Here is an 18,175-nt window from a genome sequence, read left to right as displayed (position 1 = left end):
TGGGTGCTGTTTTCAGAGAAGGGCCTTTTCGGACTTCCTGTCGAAATAGGCTGATGTGGAAAGAAACGAGAGATAGGATTGTGCAATGGCGCTGTGCAGCATCAGCAAGGGCTTTTCAACGCTGTTATCATACCCGCGCACCGGATGAAGATGGGGAGAGAGCACCGTGTTCCGCTGTCTGACGGCGCTGTGGCCGTTCTGCAGGAAATTATGCCTCTACGCGATGAGTGTGCTGGTGATCTTGTGTTTCCCGGTCAGAAGCGAGGCAGGCCGTTGTCAGACGTAGCTCTGTCCAAGGCGCTTCACATTGCAGCAGGCACGAAGGACGTCACCGTCCATGGCCTGCGGTCCACGTTCCGCGACTGAGCTGCTGAAGAGACGGACTATCCCAGCGAAGTGGCCGAGATGGCGCTAGCGCACGCCATCAGCAACAAGGTGGAGGCCGCTTATCGACGCGGGGATCTGTTCGAGAAGCGGCGGGAGATGATGGCGGGCTGGAATGGATGGTGTCAGGATTTCAGATAATCAGGCCGGACATGCTTCAGCATCTGTTCCAATATCTGCGAAACTTTTGATCGGAACAGCATGGCCGGGAAACTTTGCTACAATCTGAAGCTCGCCGCCCATTGCCTCAATGTAACTCCGCAGCGTGCTGATATACATGTCAGTCCGCTTTTCCATCTTGGCAACAGAGGCCTGATTGACGCCGAGAAGCTCCGCAATCTGCTTCTGGGACATGACGTGCGCCCGACGCAGTTCAGCCAGGTCCATCGCATCCGCCATGGCCTGCGCTTTCATTGCAGCGCGTTCACGCGATACAGGTGATAATGTGGCCCCGAGAGAGGCCAGTGTCTTACGACCGGTCATATCAGCTTCTCCCTTCTCAATTCATCAAGATGCGCGTCATACAGATCATCCGCGACAGGGGTTAACCGGTCATAAAACCGTTCATCCCCCGTCTTGTCGCCGCCAATCAGAAGAATGGCTGCACGACGCGGGTCGAAGGCGTAAAAGACTCTGATCGGCTTGCCACCGCTCTGTATCCGTAACTCGCGCATGTGATTATGACGCGACCCATTCACTCCTGATGACATTGGAAACCGGAGGCTGGGGCCTCTTTCTTCAAGCAAAAGGCCGGACGCATAGACGTCTTCCTTCTCACTGTCGGACAGAGTAGCGAACCAGCCGCCGAACTCACAGTGTGTTCAACCAGCCACGTCATGGCTTCATCGTATATATGCCTCTGAGTGCATATTCAAGCATCTTGGTGTCTCCGCCGCACCTCAGCACCACCGCCATTCTCCGCAATAACTCGACACCCGCGGCTGCGATGGCGGTCCCTGCCGCAAGGGGGCGCTATTACCGACATCCTCTCGCTCCTCCAAAGAGCCCACCAGAACAAACAGTGCAATGGTCTATGAAGAGCCGTCTTTTATGGGGTGGAGAATGGGTGCGGGCGCACGACCCGGCGCAGATATGGCTTGAGAAGGTAGGAACCAGACCGGGGGAAGGCGCGGTTGGAGCGTTCGCGTTCGGTCGTGGCGTTGGTGTCATCGAGGGCGTAGCCGCTGCCATGGGTAAGCCACTGTCCACAGTGACACCGGCAGTTTGGAAGAAGGCGACCGGATGCCCTGCCGACAAGGGCCGAGCGCGAGCAAGAGCAATGCAGCTTTTCCTGGCGCACGCTGACTAGTTCAAACGCGTCAAAGAAGATGGGTGGGCAGAGGCGGCGTTTATCGGGGCTTACGTCTGTCGACTTAGCCGATAAATACGTTGCTTGTGATACTGAAAAATAGTATCACTTATTCATGAAAGCAAAACATCACCGCACGTTGGAGCTGATCTTCAAGCGCCCCGTTTCCGGCAATGTGCCATGGGCCGACATCGAAGCCCTCTTCATCGTTCTGGGTGGTGAGGTGTCGGAACGGGAAGGTTCCCGCGTTGGTGTGTTTCTGTTTGGAGAAATCCGGGTCTTCCATCGCCCCCACCCCAAACCGGACACCGACAAGGGCGCTGTTGCAGTGGTACGAAAATGGCTTGAGCAGAATGAGGTGACGCCATGAACAACATGATGGAGATCAGCGGTCATCGGGCCGTCATTCAGTTTGATCCTGAGATTGGCCTGTTTCGGGGCGAATTCGTTGGTCTCAATGGCGGGGCCGATTTTTATGCCGACAGTGTGGAAGGTCTCCGTCACGAAGGAGAAACGTCCCTGCGTATTTTCCTGGAGATGTGCGTCGAGAAGGGTGTCGAGCCTGTGAAGCATTATTCCGGCAAGTTCCAGGTGCGTCTACCACCTGAAGCGCACGCCCGGGCAGTCGAGATGGCAGCGGCGCGTGGCGTCAGTCTGAATCGTTTGGTTCAGGATGTTCTGGAGCAGGCTTCGGGCTGAAAACGTCTCTCCAAGCCTCAGAGCGGTGCTCTGAATGTCTGTCCGCAAGAGGGACAACATACAGGACGAACATCTGCTGTAGTGCTATAACTATTTGATTTTATTAACTAAAAACAAGGTAGTTGGCGGAGGGGATGGGATTCGAACCCACGATACGCGGTTAAGCGTATAACGGTTTAGCAAACCGCCGCCTTCAGCCTCTCGGCCACCCCTCCAGACACTGAGACAGTGCGTTGCGGCGGAAGCTACCTCGTTCTCATCCGGCAGTCAATTCCGGATGAGTCAGGAGGATGTCTCAAAAACTTCCTCCATTCGCTGTCATTGCGCCTGAGCAGGCTGATTCCCCATCTGCTGCAACAATGCCCTTACAGCTTCAGGATTCTTCTGCAGAAGAGCGACATTGTGTGGATTGAGATGCGGTGCGTCCTTGGCGTCAGCCTCGTGTGAAGTCACCGCGTAGGTAATGCCGAAGGATGTGAGACCCATGACAAACTGACGGGCCGAAAACCCCTGCGCCCTCAAAACCGGCTCAATACCCTGCACCGATTCAACACGTTTGATCGTGTCATCCAGAGAAATATGCCCCTCCGGAGGGGGCGGCTGCAAACCCGCATCCTGCAACGCCTGTAAGGTCGTGATCATCCTCGGCAGAAAATCATCCGGCAACTGATACGAGGCCGCGACCTGCACATCCTTGCGCATTGCCGCCAGTTGCGCCGCATCCGGTGCCGGAGGCTGCTGGAAATCACCTGATTGCTGGCCAGCCTGCGGCTGACTTGAATAAACCTGCTGGGCCTTGGCTTCCCTGCCCGCTGTGAGCACAACCGCAGCCGACAGCAGAAGAACAGTCCCGATTGTCTTGGGCGAATAGCGTCTTTCCATCACGTTCCATCTCTTTCGGTAAGCTTCAGCTTCCAGCAACAGCCACGCCACGAAGCATGACATCGGCACCAATATCGCAGAACCCTATTCACCGATCATGGCACGGATGCGTCATTCCCCAAATTGCTGAACGCTACTTTTCGCGTCCCGCCGCATACCACCAGCCAGCGACAAGAAATCCGACATAGTACCCAATATCCGCACCTCCAAGCCAGCGGGCAACCGGTCCTGTGTAAAGCGAACTGGTGGAAAACAGCAGTACCGTCAGCACGGATGTCACAACAAAGATCGTCGCACCACGCTTCCATCCCGAAGGCGGTCGCAAAATCTGCCCATACACAGCCCGCGCCGCCGAATGCCCCCCAGTGAGATACCAGTCCGCCAGCACAATCCCGCACCAGGGTGCGATCCAGTACATCGTAACCAGAAGATAGTCCGTATAAAGCGTCGCATACCGGCCCGCGCCAGCAACCGCCAGCCCGTAGCCCAGACTGGCCGTGATGATCGCCGCCGCAACGCGAGGCACATGAATCCCCGCCGAAATCAGACTGTAGCTGGCCGTATTGTCGTTGAACGAGTTCCCGGCAATCGATGACAGGGCAATCGCCGCCAGAGCCAGCGGTCCGAGCGGCCCCATGGCATGTTGCAAGCTGGCGATCACCGCTGTCGGAGAAGGCTCGGCAATGCTCGCCGCTGTGAGAAGCCCAAGAATCTGAAACGGCACAGCCGACAGCAGCAGCCCCGACAGAGCCAGCACGACGACCCGTTTCGGATCAGAATCCGCTGGCAGATAGCGGGTATAATCAGATGAATAGGTCGCCCAGGACAGGTTGAAGCTGACCAGTATCCCGACCGCCAGAAGAAACGTCGCCAGACCGACAGGATGCGTCGCCTGCACGACGCCGCCACCCCTCACAGCAAACGTCACGCCAATGATCGCAAACACGACCAGCAGCATGCCACCGAGATATTTCTGCAATGCCTGCACAACGTGGTGGCCATAGATGGACGCCACCATCTGAATCGACGCCAGCACACCCAGCGCCAGCCAGAACGGGGTCGGCACACCCACCAGCATCAGCAGACTGACCAGCGCCGCCGCTGCGGGAACATTGTTCACCGCGTCCCATCCGACACAATAGAGCCAGTTCAGAAAGGACGGCGGCCTGACGCCGATCGTCCCCAGCGCCATGCGCGAAGCCTCCATCTGCGTCAGCCCCGTCGCCGGACCGATCGCGGCTGCCAGAGCGACAGGCAGGGCGCCTACAAGGTTCCCCACCAGAATGGCCAGCACGCCCATCCTGAAATCCAGTCCGAGACTGACCAGAAGCGCGCCGGTCACCCAGCCGCCCGGACCGAGATTCGGCGAGAAATGGCTCCAGAAAACCCGGTCCATCGCCATCGTCTTGCGGGCAGCCGGGACAGGCTGGCAGACTGACGCCGCCGAAAGGTCTTCCATCAGGCCAGACGGTTCAGACGTCATCCCCGACACTCCACATCATAACGACATCCAGTTGAAACCAGTCATGCATCCGAGGGTTTCCGCACTACTGGCATGCTGCCCGCAGCGCCCGTCGGCTGGTTCTGATAATACCGCTCCGCCAGACCGATCGGCAGCAGATCCATCAGGCGCGATCCTGCCGCGATCCAGCGTGGGAAGGTAATCCGACGCCTGTTCTTCTCCAGACCAGCCATGATCCGTTCCACGGCCTCGGCCGTCTGCACCAGACCCGGCATGGCGAACTCATTCGTTGCGACCATCGGCGTATTGATGAAACCACACACCACGGAACTGAGCAGAATGCCATCCTGCTTCAGATTGCCGCCCGTGGCCACCATCAGACGATCCACCGCCGCCTTCGCGGCGCAATAGGACGGTGTGCCGGGGAACGACACCAGCCCGGCAATAGAGGAAATCGCCGCGATCCGGCCACGGAAGCCATCTGACGCCACAGGCTGACGACGTATTACATCGAGGGCTGGAAAAACCGTATTGAGAACGCCGTTCACATTGACGTCCATCATCCGCCGTACCTGATACTCGGATTCGCAGGGAGCACCATCCTGCCCCGGCCGCTCATGCACACCGCCAGTGATACCGGCGCAGGCCAGCACCACATCGAGCGAACCACCGGATACGCCGATGGCTTCAACCGCCTGCCGCATGGCGGGAGCATCGGTCACATCCAGCGCATGAGTGGACACCCGGGCCCCCAGCCCCTCCGCACGGGAGGCTGTGTCTTTCAACCGGATTTCGTTGCTGTCGATGAGATGGAGCGTCACGCCCGGACGGGCGGAACGCAGGGCGAAACCACGGCCAAGCCCCGAAGCAGCTCCCGTGATGAGAAGAGAATCCTGTTTCATAGTCGCCCCATTAAGAACCTGCTGCTAAAAGGTCGCAACCATCCTTCCGAAAACAGCGGGAGGATCGCTCGATACGGCAGGGAGGCACGAACGCCGATATGACACGCACCGGAACGACCGTCCCGTCGCCCATCACGCGGCGAGGCGTCTGCCTTGTCATTTCCGCCCCATCCGGCGCTGGAAAATCCACCATCGCCAACGCCCTGCGCGCCGCAGATCCCCGGCTTAAACACTCGGTCTCCATCACCACCCGCGCCCCTCGCCCGGGTGAAACAGACGGTATCCACTACCATTTCCGCTCCATGGAGCAGTTCAGGAAAATGGCAGATCAGGGCGAACTGCTTGAATGGGCCTCCGTCTTCGGGCGCGGCTACGGCACGCCACGCGCCCCTGTGGAGGCCGCCCTCGCCGCAGGGCATGACATGGTGTTCGACATCGACTGGCAGGGACATCGCCAGATCCGCACCGCCCTGCCGGATGACGTGGTTAGCCTGTTCGTCCTGCCGCCCTCCCTCGCCGAACTGGAACGCCGCCTGACGGGCCGCGCCTCCGACGCCGCGGAGGAAATCAGGAAGCGCATGGACGCCGCGCTCGACGAGATTTCCCACTGGGAAGAATTCGACCATGTGATCGTCAACGCGGAACTCGACCGCGCCATCGCCGAGACACAGGCCGTGCTGAACGCCGCCCGTCTCCGCACCACACGCCAGACCGGCCTGTCGGAATTCGTAGCCAGCTTCTGGGGCTGAGGCACATCATGGATTTCTCGAACATCACGGTTCTCTGTGTCGGTGACGTCATGCTCGACCGGTTCGTCTATGGCGAGATGGAGCGGATTTCACCGGAAGCCCCGGTTCCGGTCCTGCTTCTGAAAGAACGGCGCGAAATGCCCGGCGGCGCGGGCAATGTCGCCAGCAACATCATCTCCCTCGGCGGTCAGGCGATCCTGATCGGTCTGGTCGGCGAGGATGAGGCGGCAGTCATCCTCCGCAATGCCCTCCGCCTCCGTACGGGCGTTTCCGACATGCTGGTTCCCAGCTCGAAACGCCCGACCATCTGCAAGACCCGCTTCATCGCCTCCCACCAGCAGGTCGTACGCGCCGACGAGGAGAGCCGTCAGAAGCTGCAACCGGAAGAGGCGGAACTGCTCTGCCGCGCCATCGATGCAAGGCTGGATGAGGCTGACGTCGTCATCCTTTCCGACTATGGCAAGGGTGTTTGCGACAGCATGGTCGTCCGGCACCTGATCGGGGAAGCGCGTCTGAAGAATATCCCGGTCTTCGTTGACCCGAAAACGTCCGACTTCCGGCATTATCGTGGTGCCACCTGCATCACGCCCAACGCCAAGGAACTGGTTGCCGCGTCTGGTATTTCCGGCACGGACGATGCCAGCGTGGAACGTGCCGCCCGCAAGGTGATGGCGGAGGCTGAAGCCGACGTCATTCTCGCCACCCGTTCGGAAAAAGGCATGATGCTGGTGCCGGCCAATGGCGAAGCTGAAGCTGTTCCCGCCCGTGCGCGCGAAGTGTTTGACGTCTCCGGCGCAGGCGACACGGTGATCGCCACCATGGCGCTCGCCGTCGGGTCCGGCATGTCCTTCGGCCAGTCCATGCGCGTCGCCAATGCCGCAGCCGGTGTCGTTGTCGGCAAGCTGGGCACGGCCACCGCAGACCTTGGCGAAGTAACGCGCGAGTTGCAGGCCCAGAATACATCCATTGATTCGCCGCATCTGCTGACGTCGCACGAAGCCAGACGGCAGATAGAGGACTGGCAGGCGCAGGGTCTCACCGTGGGGTTTACCAATGGATGCTTCGACATTCTGCATCCGGGCCATATCAGTCTTCTGGCGGCGGCCCGTGCGGAATGTGACCGGCTGATCGTGGCGCTGAATGACGACGACAGCATCAGGCGTCTCAAGGGTGCAACACGCCCCGTCAACACCCTCGCCAGCCGGGCCGCCGTAATGGCCGCTGTCCGGTATGTGGATGCCGTCGTGTCGTTCGCAGAGGATACGCCTCTGGAAATCCTCACAGTCCTGTTGCCGGATGTTCTGGTGAAAGGCTCTGACTACAGGCCGGAAGATGTCGTCGGGGCGAAAGAGATTATCGCCAGCGGCGGACGTCTGTTTCTTGCTGATCTACAGGCTGGGCATTCGACCAGCGCCACGATCGGGCGCATCCTGGGGGCGGAATAATCCACTTATTCCGCCGTCAGAGCCTTTGGATCAGTCGCGAGGGAACGGTGCTCGCCCTGTGGCTGAGCCGTAACGATCTCATGACGCATCAGGCTGATGCCATGAGTCTATACCCGATGCCTGCATCCGGCCATCGCACGTAAAATCCGCTCAATCATCAGGGCCGGGTTTCAGACTCTTTCGCAGCGTCTGATCATTAAATCGAACGATATCGCTGTTTTCACCAGCAGAATGCGTCATAAAAACACTTTAAAAGATATATTTTATTTATATCTTTTTGGTCTGCGGGCATCTTTCAGGCCAGCTCGAACAATCTCCGGCGATCAATGTAAAGTTCGATCATTACGGTTTTACAACCAGAACACCGGATGCATTAATCCCTCCAAGCAGCACTGTCTGGAGAACATCCCATGTCCGAACAAACCGCTTACTGGGGATACCCCACCAACATTCTTCTGGCTTCAGGCTGTTCCGCCGAGGCTGTGACATGGTGCGGCAAAGCCGGACGGAAGCGCCCCCTTATCGTAACAGATCCGGGAGTGCGGGCACTTCCCTGGTTCGAGAAACTCACAGCGACATTGCGCGCCAGTTGCCCCGATCTTGTCATCTTCAGCGAGATCCATGCCAATCCGACGCTGGATGAAGCCAAGGCGGGCGCAAAATTTTTCCGGGATGGGCGCCAAGATTCCATTATCGCAATCGGAGGCGGAAGCGCCATTGACGCCGCCAAAGGCATTGCCCTTGCCTCCCGAAATCCCGACTATCTTGAGCAGTTCGAATGGTCGCAGGCCATGACGCAGTATCCGACGCTGGCCGACTATCCGAAATCCGAACTGCCACCCATGATTGTCATCCCAACAACCGCTGGCACAGGTTCGGAATTGAGCCGTGAAGCCGTGCTCGTTGACTCTGATCTCCATATCAAAAAAGTCATTACCCATGCAGAACTTCTGGCTTTCTGTGTTCTGCTTGATCCTGAACTGACAGTCGGTCTTCCTCCCGGCCTGACCGCCATGACGGGCATGGACGCTCTCGTGCATCATATCGAAGCGCTCTGTTCACCTCTCTTTCACCCCATGTCGGAAGGCATTGCGCTGGAAGGCATTCGCCTTGTCGCGCAGCACTTGCCAAAAGCTTTCACGGACGGGAGCGATCTGACCGCACGCGCTGGCATGCTGATCGCCTCCGCGATGGCCGCAGTCGCGTTTCAGAAAGGACTGGGCGGCGTGCATGCTCTGGCTCACCCCATCGGGGCACGCTTCGGGATGCATCATGGCCTCCTCAACGCCATCCTCCTACCCTACGTGCTCCGGGCTAACCGGAATGCCATCGAACCGCAGATGAACCGTCTCGCCCGTATCCTTGATCTGGAAGGAACAGGATTTGACGCGGTTGAAAGCTGGATTCTGTCACTCCGCAAAAACCTGAATGTGCCGCATGACCTGCATGCAGCCAGTCTGACCGAAGATGACGCCGAGTGGGTCGGACAGCAGGCGGTCGCCGACATCTCCTCTTCCGAGACCAACGCCCTGCTGTTGAACGCTGAACAGTACGCCACAATTTATCGGGCTGCCGTCCGTGGGAGACTGGAGGACGTCTCCTCCTTTTGAGGCCATGTTCCTCTCGCCGGGGAAAATATTTTTCTCAGGTGAGGGGGAATGCCGGAACAAACCCTCTTGACGGACAGATCCGAGAAAACCCTCTCCGCCATTATCCACAGATTCTGAGGATGGTTATGTGAACAACCCTGTGGATAGCGGGTACAGTTCTCCACAGGGAATGGGGACGGGGGTCAACGCAAAGCGGGTATTTTGCAATCAGATAAAATTCCGTCAAAAGTCACCTTGCCCGTTTCAGTCTTTTTCATCCTGCATTTTTGGCCGGGGTTTCTTGCTGTCATCCCTTTTCTCCTGTGACGGCATGCAGCGCCATTCTGACTGATGGCATTGATGGGGATACTGTTTGTTCTCCTGACCGGCATTCCATGGGAGATGTTTCCGCGCGAGATGGGATGTGGCTCAGGAATAATATGTTGGCGGTGGTTGCGGGATTGGCAAACTGCCGGAATTTAGGACAGGCTTCATCGGACATTACTGACCTGCATCCACTGGGCCGGGTCTGTGTGGGCAGTGTGTCCATTGCAGCACAAAAAAGGGGAGGAAGTGAACCCTAAGGATCGCGTCAGACCGGGCCGAAGCATCACATCATCACTGATCGACATGCTATTCCGCTGACCGTCCTGCTGTCCGGGGCGAATGTCCATGACAGCAGGATGCTGAAACCTCTGCTGGTACTCTGCCCTCCATTCAGGAGAAGCCCGGGAGGGCGCGTCAGCGCCCTGAAAAGCTTCACGCTGACAAAGGCTATGATTACAGACATTGCCGTTTCGCATGTCCCGCCGTGGGATCAGGCAGCGTATTGCGAGAAAAAGCATCGAAAGCGGCTCACAGCTCGGAAAGCATAGCTGGGTCGTCGAGCGCATATTCGCCTGGATATCACGTTTCAGACACGTCACCGTGCGCTGCGAACGAAGGGTCAACATCCATCTGGTATTCACCACGATCGCATGCTCACTCAATATGCTTTCAGGCACTCAAAACGTGGTTTTGAAAGTCGTTCTTAATGCAGAAAAAGTCGAATGGAGGTTCTGAGAACTCTTCAATAGATTATTGGATAATTCCTCCACCTTGGCTGAGATCATAGCTTGGTAAAGTAAGAGTGGTCATTGACAAAATCCATGTATCGTTGAGATTATTGAGAGCCATAATTCTATTTGCCTGTGTTGCGTCACCTAAATATTTTGCTGCGATATGCCATAGTGAAACGTCACTGGCGCTTACATTGATAATTTTTCCTGTTTTCATGTTGGCTTTATGACAATATATTTGAAAGAGAAATGTTGCTAGATGAGCGCTTTAGGTAGGCGTTATTGAGAGATGATGCCGCTAAAATCCCCGAATGTGCAGTTGCAGCGATCAGAGCGGAAGAACCTGAGACTAGATTATCTCCTGAATTAGTCGAAATAGATGATATTTCTGCATCTGAGGCGTTGATTACAGAAGAATTTAAATTGATTGACGACAAGATATTGTTTTGTAAATCTGTAAATTCTAGGTTGGAAGTTAAAGATGATAGAGCCCCTGCTTGCGTCGATAGACCGGAAAGCTTTCTGTTCAAAATCGACATTTCTCCACCTTCTCCAATTAAGTTGGCTAGAGGAGTGAGTTCTCCTGCATAGGTGCTGGCTGTGTTTGTTAGATAATTTGTATAATAAGTAACATTTGAAATAATTCCTGTTATTGTGGAGAATGCGCTTGAAATATCAGAGTTAACTAAATTAGAAAGAAAAGATAAAGTGGATGATGTATTTGCAGTTGTCTGGGGAATAATCTCGCAAAAAATTTCGTAAGGAATGATTGTTCCGCAAGTTGTGTAGGATGCTTGAAAGGCCGTAATCACAACTTTTCGTGAAATACCACCACCTGAAAAGCTGTAGGAGTTGCCGCTGCGAGCCATGGCATCCAGTGTTCTTGCTTTTTGAAGGGCAAAATTGCCACGAAAAATGCCACGCCAAGTCAGCGGTTGGTCATAATATCCATTGAGAATAACAACTTTAGCGCCGCCAATCTGATAAAAAATTTCTGTTGCCTGATGCCCTCCCCAGAATAATTCAGAAGGCACTTCAGTATCCAAAAAATTAATTGGACCTAATGTAAAATTCTGAGGGCCAATCGCGGATTCTATAGAAGAAACAATTCCTAAAAAACTCATTAAATATGTAATCCAGGATAGCTTGGAACACTTTGTACCCATGACATTAATGAGCCATTAGGAGGAGAACGAAGTGACTGGTTGAGTTGAGATTCAACCATGCTTGCAATGTCATGAATGTCTAAATTTTTATCATATTTTCTTATGGAGTGATCTGTGTTAAGTTGTGAACTATATAAATGTGTATTGTTATCAGATTCAGACGATTTGAGAAAAGAAAAATAATTTGAATCTGCCCGTCTTTCTGTAAAAAATTCGTTTTTTATTAATTTATTTAAAAGTGCATTTTTTATATTTTGAGAAGTATTTTTTATTATATTATCAAATTTATTAACTGAATTTGATGAATTTTTATAAATTTTATTTTTATCAATATTATTGTTATGAATATAATAATGAAAAGGAAAATAAAAAAGTTTTTTGAAATTATCCTTCTTTAAATTGATGTGTTTCCTTTTATGTAGTTTTTCTACTTTTTTTAAAAAGCTGCATAAATTATTTTCAATATAATTTTTAGTTTTATTTGTATTTTTATGTATTTTTTTAATATAATTGTTTATTTTATCGCCTGAATTTTTTTCTATATTTATTTTATGGCTTTTATTGTTGTAAATGTTATTTAAGCTGTGAAAATAGAATGCTTGAGATGTGTTGGAGTAATTTATTCCATGGCGTGTATGATTGTTAAATGCTCTTGAATATCTTTTAAAATTTGTAATTATTTTATTTTTTAAATAAAAATATATATTTTTAGTATGTATAGGGTTTCGCAAAAATATATATTTTATTTCATTGTTTTTTCTATATAAATTTACTCTTATTTTTGTTCTGACCACTGAAGGCGTTCCCATGAAAAATCCCCTCCATCCATTTTCCCTATGACGACAATAGCGGCAGCCCGCAAACGCCAGTCCCACTGCATGATCAGATCATAGGGAATATTTGCCTTTAACAAAGTAATTATTTCTGATAAAGATGGAGAGGAAGCTAGTTTTTTATTACATCAATATCGTTATTTTTATTGTCTTCCATAGAAATAAGATGCTCTTCGATAGATTTTATACCATCCATACCGATATCATTAGCGAGAACGTCGAGCATGGTTTTATTTCTTGGGAATGGAACGGGTATATTGTTAATAGAGCGAATTGAACACCATTGCTGAACTATATTAATATAGGTTTCGTTTTTTGAGCCATCCGGACCGCACAGCAAAATGATATCGAGCATTTCACTTGGTGTTATTTCTTTATAAATAAGTTCTTTTCCAGATTCACAAACAATTTTAATTACATTATCTTGCATCGATCATATAGCTCTTCGTAGACTGGCAAAAAATGTTACAGATTGAGACACAACATTTTCGGCCGTAAATTTTCCTGCGTTTGAAAAAGATAAACTCAAGCCACTATATTCAAATTTTGAAGTGCTCCCGTCACTTTCTTGAATATAACAATACAGTACTCCAGATGAAATAGTGTTTGAGTTCCAGAAAGCAAGTTCATCTGTGTTAAATAAATCATCTAAAGAAGAGTTTCCTCTATCTACTGTGAATGATCCTCTCCATCCTGCTGGTGTATTGAATTCAACAGGAGGTTTATTGAGTGGAGAAACTTTCTGCACTCGAACTTCTTGATGGACATTGAAATCAGTAACATCCTGAATATCAATCCTGTTTCCATTCCAGATCAGAATGATTGAGCCTTGTCGACCAAGAGTGTATGTAGTAGCCATTAGTTGTTTGAAACCGTAATGCCGGCCCCCCCAGTAATATTAACAATAAATTTCTTGTTAATTCCGAAATAAGTCACGCTGATATCTGCCTGTAAGAATCCTAAGGATGTCCGAGACTGAGGGTTGTTTTTTGTAGAACAGATAACAGAGTAGGGTGTACTGCCAGAGGATGTACCTATGACGCCTTGCTGCTCTAAATCAGAAAGGAATCCGGTTAATGTCGCTTCAATGTCTGTGAATAAAGATGGGGATATTGGTTGACCAATATAGATTCCCATACCGCCGGCGAGGGTTTCACTTATGAAATTAGTGGTTCTTGTGTATTCATCTCCGCTATTCGTTGAATTACTTGAAATGTTGATGCCTGCTCTTACTGTCCAGTAACTTCCTCCAGGAGCAGGATTGCAAATAACGTCAATCCCATTTGTAAAAAGAGAAGTCAACTCAGCAGAAGAGTAAGTTAGGTTTTGTCCAGAACTTACAAGCCCAGATTTTTGACTGCCAATGACACCGTATATCTGTTTGTTGAGGCTAGGAAGTTGAGGAGAAAGCGCTGCCAAGCGTCCTGCGACGAAGCCTGTAGGAGGCACCAACCTCGTAAGAGAATTTTCACTATCGTACCAATAAAGCCAGTCACCTAACATAGCTTTCAGGCTATAATTGTCGACGCCGATTGAACTCCGTTTTATTGAAGCTGTTTCGATAGATTCACCTGAAGCACCGGATGTAATCATGTAGATACCTTCCGACAAACCAAACTCGGCCTGAGTAGACCAAGTTGTATCATCTGTAACACCTGAAAGAACGCCTAGGCTGCATTTCTGTCCTCTGAGGGCATACATACCCGTCCGAAGAATACCATCGGTGCCTAATAGTGTATTTGCTGTTACGGCAGAATTTCCATCGGTACCACCGACCAGTGCAGTTGTACTCACGGCACTGGGAACTACATCAGTGGCCGTACCTAATGTTGCAGTGACTACTGAACTCGGTCCACGAGAAGATGATTGGCCATTGTTTATTGCAGAAACAAGATTGTTCCAAAATAAATTATTGTCTGATTGATATGTGATATTATCAAATACTTCTGGTAGATAATTCGGCATATTTACTGTTATTTTCCAGCTTTTTGGGGCAGATCCAACAGAAATATTAAAGGTGATATTGTTTGCTTCTGATCCAGTGTATTTTGAACTGATTAAAACCGGATACGTTTGGTTTTCATTCTGAAGAAGAACGGGCGCAGAACCAAATGTGTCTGTTCCGTCTGTAACCCTTACACCAACAAAATTTGAGGCACCTTGTAAAATAGCAGTGGATGATATGGTTGCTAAATCAAATGGGCTATCTTGCATTGACCCAAAATAGGCAGCTCTGTCGGCTGAAGTTCCAAAAACCAAGGGGGTATTTTTAGGCCCCCATGAACAAGTTCCGACAACGCCGATAATGTCAGTTTGTGCACCAGATAAGGAGGTGGTGCCACTTGTCTGAATTTGAATATAGAGATCTGGAACAGAAAGAGAATTTGTATTCAATGTCCCAGATTGAGTTATAATTGTCATTTATTATCCTGTACTATGTTAATATAATATATTTATGTGATTCCTATTATTTCTAGTGCATTCACATCAGCGGAAGGCCATAATAATGGAGGGCAGGAAATCGTAGATATAATTGAAAATTCTATAAACCATGTAAGATCGATGCGATATACGTTAGCATTTAAATTATTGTCGTATAATTTTCTATCCCTAAAATTTATAATACCTCTATCAAATTTGGGGTTTGATAAATTTTTCGAAGATGGAGGGTTCTAAAAACCTCTTGGTATTGAGGCCTACGCTGTGATTCCATTTTTCTGGTTCTGGTTGGAGGAATGGCGCTATGAAACAGGCGGGATTTTTTGACGTTGAAGAGCGGCTTGCTCGGTTAAGCGGTCTTGGCGACCAGCTTGAAGCGTTTTCCCGGACTGTGGATTTTGAGGTGTTCCGCCCGGAACTGGACAAGGCACTGGCCTATTCAGACGGGAGCAAAGGCGGGCGTCCACCGTTTGATCCGGTGCTGATGTTCAAGATCCTGGTGATCCAGACACTCAACAATCTGTCCGATGAACGGACGGAATACCTGATCAACGACCGTCTCTCCTTCATGCGCTTTTTAGGTCTGGGGCTGTCGGACCGTGTACCTGATGCCAGAACGGTATGGCTGTTTCGAGAGCGTCTGACCCAGGCTGGTGCGATTGGTGGTCTGTTCAATCGCTTTGACGCAACCCTGCGTAACGCTGGTTATCTGCCGATGTCAGGCCAGATCCTGGATGCCACGCTGGTAGCGGCTCCGAAGCAGCGCAATACCAATGCGGAGAAGGCGGATCTGCGTGAAGGACGGATCCCTCAGGACTGGCAGGACAAGCCGTCAAAGCTGTCCCACAAGGACAGGCATGCGCGCTGGACCCTGAAGTTCACGAAAGCGAAGCGACAGGAGGACGGGAGTATCCCTGCAACAGATCTGGCCATCCCGTTCTTTGGCTATAAATCGCACATCTCCATCGACCGGAAATTTCGGCTGATCCGCAAATGGAAGACGACAGATGCCGCCGCCAGTGATGGCGCGCGATTGAGGGAGGGCCTGCTTGATAAAAGCAATACAGCTTCAACGGTCTGGGCAGACACAGCCTACCGCTCAAAAGCCAATGAGGACTTCATGGAAAAGCAGGGCTTTGTCTCGAAGGTTCACAGGAAAAAGCCGCATCTCAAGCCTATGCCACGCCATATCCAGAGATCCAACGCAGGAAAGTCCGTTATCCGGTCGCGTGTCGAGCATGTCTTTGCCGATCAGAAATCACAGACGGGGCTGTTCGTCCGAACCGTAGGCATAACGCGGGCCACCATGAGGGTCGGGCTGGCCAATATCGTCTATAATATGCGCCGCTTTCTCCTCTTGGAGCGGATTAACGCCGCCGCGTAGCAATCCAGAGCAGGAAACCATCGCTCTGCTCAAAACCCAGAGTAAAAGTTAGACCAGGGAAGCAGCAGTCAACACGCTAAAAACCTGAAATCAGGCACAAGAGAAGTCAATCAAAGGTTTTTCGAACCCTCCAGATAGTAAGGATGCCATCACGGCATTTTCTATATTATCCCGATTGATGATGGATGAAGAAAAAATCGAAGTGCAGAATGTTTCTTCTAACCTACTAATTTCCTGATACATTGTGGTATTTTTTCCACAAAACCCCTTTATAGGTAATTCTGTTTTTGATATTATCGTTGAACCATCCAACGAAATTTTTCCGGAATAATTTTCTTGAATTGTTTGATATATATTTTTTGCAATAGTCTGAGAATTTTGCCCAGATTTAACGGACACTGGGTATGCAGATTTATCTATAACTATTCCAGCTAAGCCATCATGAATAGATAAACCATTAAATTGAACATAATATGCAGAATCTATAAAATTATCTAACGTTATACCAAATGAATTTTCTTCATCAAGTAACTTCCATTTTCTTCCATATCGTGTTTTATTTTTTGTTTGCCCATATTGTTGGTTTACAACTATCCAAGATATTTCCGATGAAGACATCAAGTCTCTAGATATCTCAGCTTCCTGTGGCCAGCCACGTGAAATTTTTACGTCTTGATTAATAGATGAGCTAAGTATCCCATTAGAATTGTCTGGATAGATATAATCGTATATCTCTTTGCAAATGATGTTCTCTATTTCAGAAGTTGTAGCCATTATGCTTGATCACTTTTTACGATTAACCGCAATCCAAACTGCGTTTCCTCAACAGTGAGTATATGGTAGCAATTTTGATCCATATCCTTAATTCTTAGTCCTTGAGATAATGTTACATCAGGAATGCGTGGCATGAGTATTTCCCAGTTACCGACAGAAAGATCGGTTCCTAGCCCTGTAGGGGAGCGTCCTGACGCTGATATTTCAAGCATTGATACTCGATAATTAGAGGCTATCTGAATGTCGTTTTTCCAGACAGGACCTGATGGTGGACGTAAGCCGACTAAATTATTATCAGAGGATACATCAGATTCATAGAAAGATATGGATTTGTTTGTTTGAACTATAAGTAAAGGTTTCCAAGGTTCAAAGCGAGCAACAAAATAAATATCTATGGAAATATTACATATATTTAAATCTTCTTGAACCTCAAGATAGTCACCTATTTTTACATTTTCAGTGTCAATTGCGCAAAATAAAATTTTATGTCCCCAAATTATTGGAGATAGACCAGAAAATGATGGAGATGGATCAATAAGGCATCTGAGTATAGATATTTTATCTGAAGAAGTAGGCATAGATGAATTTTGAGGTCGTATCTGAATGACAGAAAAACCTGCGATATTCGCTGCTTTGTTAAATCCAGAAGCAACTTTTTTTTGTATTTTATCTATATCCATTATACGGAAAATTTTATTGATAGAGACTGGAAGCCTGGTCCGACATCAATCCCTATAAACTTAACTAGTTCAAGCCTTTGTTGCTTAAATAAATTCACCCTATCGGAAAACTCATTTTTATTGTGAGTCCAGACTGCTGCTTTATATGTATCTAAATTATCAGCAGAGGAGATAGGTCCTTTCTCAAGAATTGAAAGGTTACTTAACATAATACGGATTATTTTTATTTCTTCATTTGAAAAATTGCATAACCTATGCTCTAAAATTCCATAATGGGAGAAATATAACCAACTTCCAGAGACATGACTATTTCCACGAGCGGGATACCAGCAATACCGTCTTACATTGACTTTTTCTGTTTCGCTTAAGGCGTCTTCCAGCATAGAAATAGACTTTCAAATGTGACCCAGAAAATATCTG

Annotated in this window: 24 protein-coding genes, 1 tRNA gene and 1 pseudogene; 10 read left to right on the top strand and 16 right to left on the bottom strand. The window is 50.0% G+C overall.

The genetic code is table 11. The features are described from left to right. Positions 1-12 precede the first annotated feature (12 nt). Positions 13-165 carry a hypothetical protein gene (locus LKE90_RS10365; protein WP_291501471.1) on the bottom strand — a complete coding sequence of 51 codons (153 nt, stop codon included), beginning with the start codon at positions 163-165 and terminating at the stop codon, positions 13-15. On the opposite strand from LKE90_RS10365, the pseudogene LKE90_RS10360 reads away from it, so the two are divergent. Continuing rightward, a pseudogene (locus tag LKE90_RS10360) lies at positions 130-525 on the top strand (tyrosine-type recombinase/integrase); the annotation flags it as partial. The gene LKE90_RS10365 and the pseudogene LKE90_RS10360 sit on opposite strands and share 36 nt — an antisense overlap. On the opposite strand, the gene LKE90_RS10355 reads toward LKE90_RS10360, so the two are convergent. Continuing rightward, positions 526-867 (bottom strand): XRE family transcriptional regulator, encoded by a 342-nt coding sequence (locus LKE90_RS10355; RefSeq protein WP_291501455.1) that lies wholly within the window; start codon positions 865-867, stop codon positions 526-528. Then, positions 864-1,130 (bottom strand): type II toxin-antitoxin system RelE/ParE family toxin, encoded by a 267-nt coding sequence (locus LKE90_RS10350; RefSeq protein ID WP_291501454.1) that lies wholly within the window; start codon positions 1,128-1,130, stop codon positions 864-866. Before LKE90_RS10350 ends, LKE90_RS10355 begins: the two co-directional genes overlap by 4 nt. 287 nt (positions 1,131-1,417) lie before the next feature. Here LKE90_RS10350 and LKE90_RS10345 point away from each other — a divergent pair, with 287 nt between their 5' ends. From LKE90_RS10345 to LKE90_RS10335, 3 genes are all read left to right on the top strand, one after another. Then, positions 1,418-1,693 (top strand): hypothetical protein, encoded by a 276-nt coding sequence (locus LKE90_RS10345; protein WP_291501453.1) that lies wholly within the window; start codon positions 1,418-1,420, stop codon positions 1,691-1,693. Between the two features lie 115 nt (positions 1,694-1,808). Further along, a complete protein-coding gene (locus tag LKE90_RS10340; RefSeq protein WP_291501452.1) occupies positions 1,809-2,063 on the top strand; it encodes a type II toxin-antitoxin system HicA family toxin in 255 nt (84 codons plus the stop codon). Further along, positions 2,060-2,392 carry a type II toxin-antitoxin system HicB family antitoxin gene (locus tag LKE90_RS10335; protein ID WP_291501451.1) on the top strand — a complete coding sequence of 111 codons (333 nt, stop codon included), beginning with the start codon at positions 2,060-2,062 and terminating at the stop codon, positions 2,390-2,392. The genes LKE90_RS10340 and LKE90_RS10335 overlap by 4 nt, the downstream gene beginning before the upstream one ends. Before the next feature lie 123 nt (positions 2,393-2,515). Here the strand turns inward: LKE90_RS10335 and LKE90_RS10330 are convergent. The 4 genes from LKE90_RS10330 to LKE90_RS10315 form a co-directional block, all read right to left on the bottom strand. Then, positions 2,516-2,607: transfer RNA gene (locus LKE90_RS10330), tRNA-Ser, on the bottom strand. Between the two features lie 103 nt (positions 2,608-2,710). After that, positions 2,711-3,274 carry a hypothetical protein gene (locus LKE90_RS10325; protein WP_291501470.1) on the bottom strand — a complete coding sequence of 188 codons (564 nt, stop codon included), beginning with the start codon at positions 3,272-3,274 and terminating at the stop codon, positions 2,711-2,713. Positions 3,275-3,407: 133 nt separating this feature from the next. Then, positions 3,408-4,757, bottom strand: coding sequence for a purine-cytosine permease family protein (locus LKE90_RS10320; protein ID WP_291501450.1), 1,350 nt, complete (start codon positions 4,755-4,757; stop codon positions 3,408-3,410). A gap of 41 nt (positions 4,758-4,798) precedes the next feature. Next, positions 4,799-5,638: an SDR family NAD(P)-dependent oxidoreductase gene (locus LKE90_RS10315; protein WP_291501449.1), complete on the bottom strand. Its 840-nt coding sequence runs from the start codon at positions 5,636-5,638 to the stop codon at positions 4,799-4,801. A gap of 98 nt (positions 5,639-5,736) precedes the next feature. Here LKE90_RS10315 and gmk point away from each other — a divergent pair, with 98 nt between their 5' ends. The 5 genes from gmk to LKE90_RS16500 all read left to right on the top strand — a co-directional run bounded on the left by gmk (position 5,737) and on the right by LKE90_RS16500 (position 10,483). Continuing rightward, the gene (gmk, locus tag LKE90_RS10310; RefSeq protein WP_291501448.1) at positions 5,737-6,387 is read left to right on the top strand and encodes a guanylate kinase; all 651 of its coding nucleotides are present in this window, start codon (positions 5,737-5,739) and stop codon (positions 6,385-6,387) included. Positions 6,388-6,395: 8 nt separating this feature from the next. Further along, on the top strand, positions 6,396-7,832 hold the full coding sequence (rfaE1, locus tag LKE90_RS10305) for a D-glycero-beta-D-manno-heptose-7-phosphate kinase (protein ID WP_291501447.1): 1,437 nt from the start codon (positions 6,396-6,398) through the stop codon (positions 7,830-7,832). Between the two features lie 410 nt (positions 7,833-8,242). Further along, positions 8,243-9,442 carry an iron-containing alcohol dehydrogenase gene (locus tag LKE90_RS10300; protein WP_291501446.1) on the top strand — a complete coding sequence of 400 codons (1,200 nt, stop codon included), beginning with the start codon at positions 8,243-8,245 and terminating at the stop codon, positions 9,440-9,442. A 330-nt stretch (positions 9,443-9,772) separates the two neighbouring features. Then, positions 9,773-9,904: a transposase gene (locus tag LKE90_RS16505; RefSeq protein WP_367117417.1), complete on the top strand. Its 132-nt coding sequence runs from the start codon at positions 9,773-9,775 to the stop codon at positions 9,902-9,904. Between the two features lie 318 nt (positions 9,905-10,222). Further along, positions 10,223-10,483, top strand: coding sequence for a transposase (locus LKE90_RS16500; protein WP_367117416.1), 261 nt, complete (start codon positions 10,223-10,225; stop codon positions 10,481-10,483). 15 nt (positions 10,484-10,498) lie between these two features. Here LKE90_RS16500 and LKE90_RS10295 read toward each other — a convergent pair whose 3' ends face one another. From LKE90_RS10295 to LKE90_RS10270, 6 genes are all read right to left on the bottom strand, one after another. Next, entirely contained in the window at positions 10,499-10,696 is a 198-nt protein-coding gene (locus LKE90_RS10295) for a LysM peptidoglycan-binding domain-containing protein (RefSeq protein WP_291501445.1), read from the bottom strand. A gap of 7 nt (positions 10,697-10,703) precedes the next feature. Beyond that, on the bottom strand, positions 10,704-11,603 hold the full coding sequence (locus LKE90_RS10290) for a hypothetical protein (RefSeq protein ID WP_291501444.1): 900 nt from the start codon (positions 11,601-11,603) through the stop codon (positions 10,704-10,706). Next, on the bottom strand, positions 11,603-12,454 hold the full coding sequence (locus LKE90_RS10285) for a hypothetical protein (protein WP_291501443.1): 852 nt from the start codon (positions 12,452-12,454) through the stop codon (positions 11,603-11,605). The genes LKE90_RS10290 and LKE90_RS10285 overlap by 1 nt, the downstream gene beginning before the upstream one ends. 136 nt (positions 12,455-12,590) lie before the next feature. After that, entirely contained in the window at positions 12,591-12,908 is a 318-nt protein-coding gene (locus tag LKE90_RS10280) for a hypothetical protein (RefSeq protein WP_291501442.1), read from the bottom strand. A gap of 3 nt (positions 12,909-12,911) precedes the next feature. Continuing rightward, positions 12,912-13,337, bottom strand: coding sequence for a hypothetical protein (locus tag LKE90_RS10275; RefSeq protein WP_291501441.1), 426 nt, complete (start codon positions 13,335-13,337; stop codon positions 12,912-12,914). Continuing rightward, the gene (locus LKE90_RS10270; protein ID WP_291501440.1) at positions 13,337-14,899 is read right to left on the bottom strand and encodes a phage tail protein; all 1,563 of its coding nucleotides are present in this window, start codon (positions 14,897-14,899) and stop codon (positions 13,337-13,339) included. The genes LKE90_RS10275 and LKE90_RS10270 overlap by 1 nt, the downstream gene beginning before the upstream one ends. 322 nt (positions 14,900-15,221) lie before the next feature. Here LKE90_RS10270 and LKE90_RS10265 point away from each other — a divergent pair, with 322 nt between their 5' ends. Continuing rightward, complete coding sequence (locus tag LKE90_RS10265; RefSeq protein WP_011252003.1) at positions 15,222-16,301, top strand: IS5 family transposase; 1,080 nt, start codon at positions 15,222-15,224, stop codon at positions 16,299-16,301. Positions 16,302-16,391: 90 nt separating this feature from the next. Here LKE90_RS10265 and LKE90_RS10260 read toward each other — a convergent pair whose 3' ends face one another. The 3 genes from LKE90_RS10260 to LKE90_RS10250 are packed head-to-tail and all read right to left on the bottom strand — an operon-like array spanning position 16,392 to position 18,138. Further along, positions 16,392-17,075: a hypothetical protein gene (locus LKE90_RS10260; protein WP_291493561.1), complete on the bottom strand. Its 684-nt coding sequence runs from the start codon at positions 17,073-17,075 to the stop codon at positions 16,392-16,394. Then, positions 17,075-17,755 (bottom strand): hypothetical protein, encoded by a 681-nt coding sequence (locus LKE90_RS10255; RefSeq protein WP_291493562.1) that lies wholly within the window; start codon positions 17,753-17,755, stop codon positions 17,075-17,077. Before LKE90_RS10255 ends, LKE90_RS10260 begins: the two co-directional genes overlap by 1 nt. Continuing rightward, on the bottom strand, positions 17,755-18,138 hold the full coding sequence (locus tag LKE90_RS10250) for a hypothetical protein (protein WP_291493563.1): 384 nt from the start codon (positions 18,136-18,138) through the stop codon (positions 17,755-17,757). Before LKE90_RS10250 ends, LKE90_RS10255 begins: the two co-directional genes overlap by 1 nt. Positions 18,139-18,175 lie beyond the last annotated feature (37 nt).

Source organism: Acetobacter sp., from assembly GCF_022483985.1.
Classification (GTDB): Bacteria; Pseudomonadota; Alphaproteobacteria; order Acetobacterales; family Acetobacteraceae; genus Acetobacter.
The sequence above is the reverse complement of the archived record's forward strand: the minus strand, read 5'-3'. Positions and strand labels throughout refer to the sequence as shown.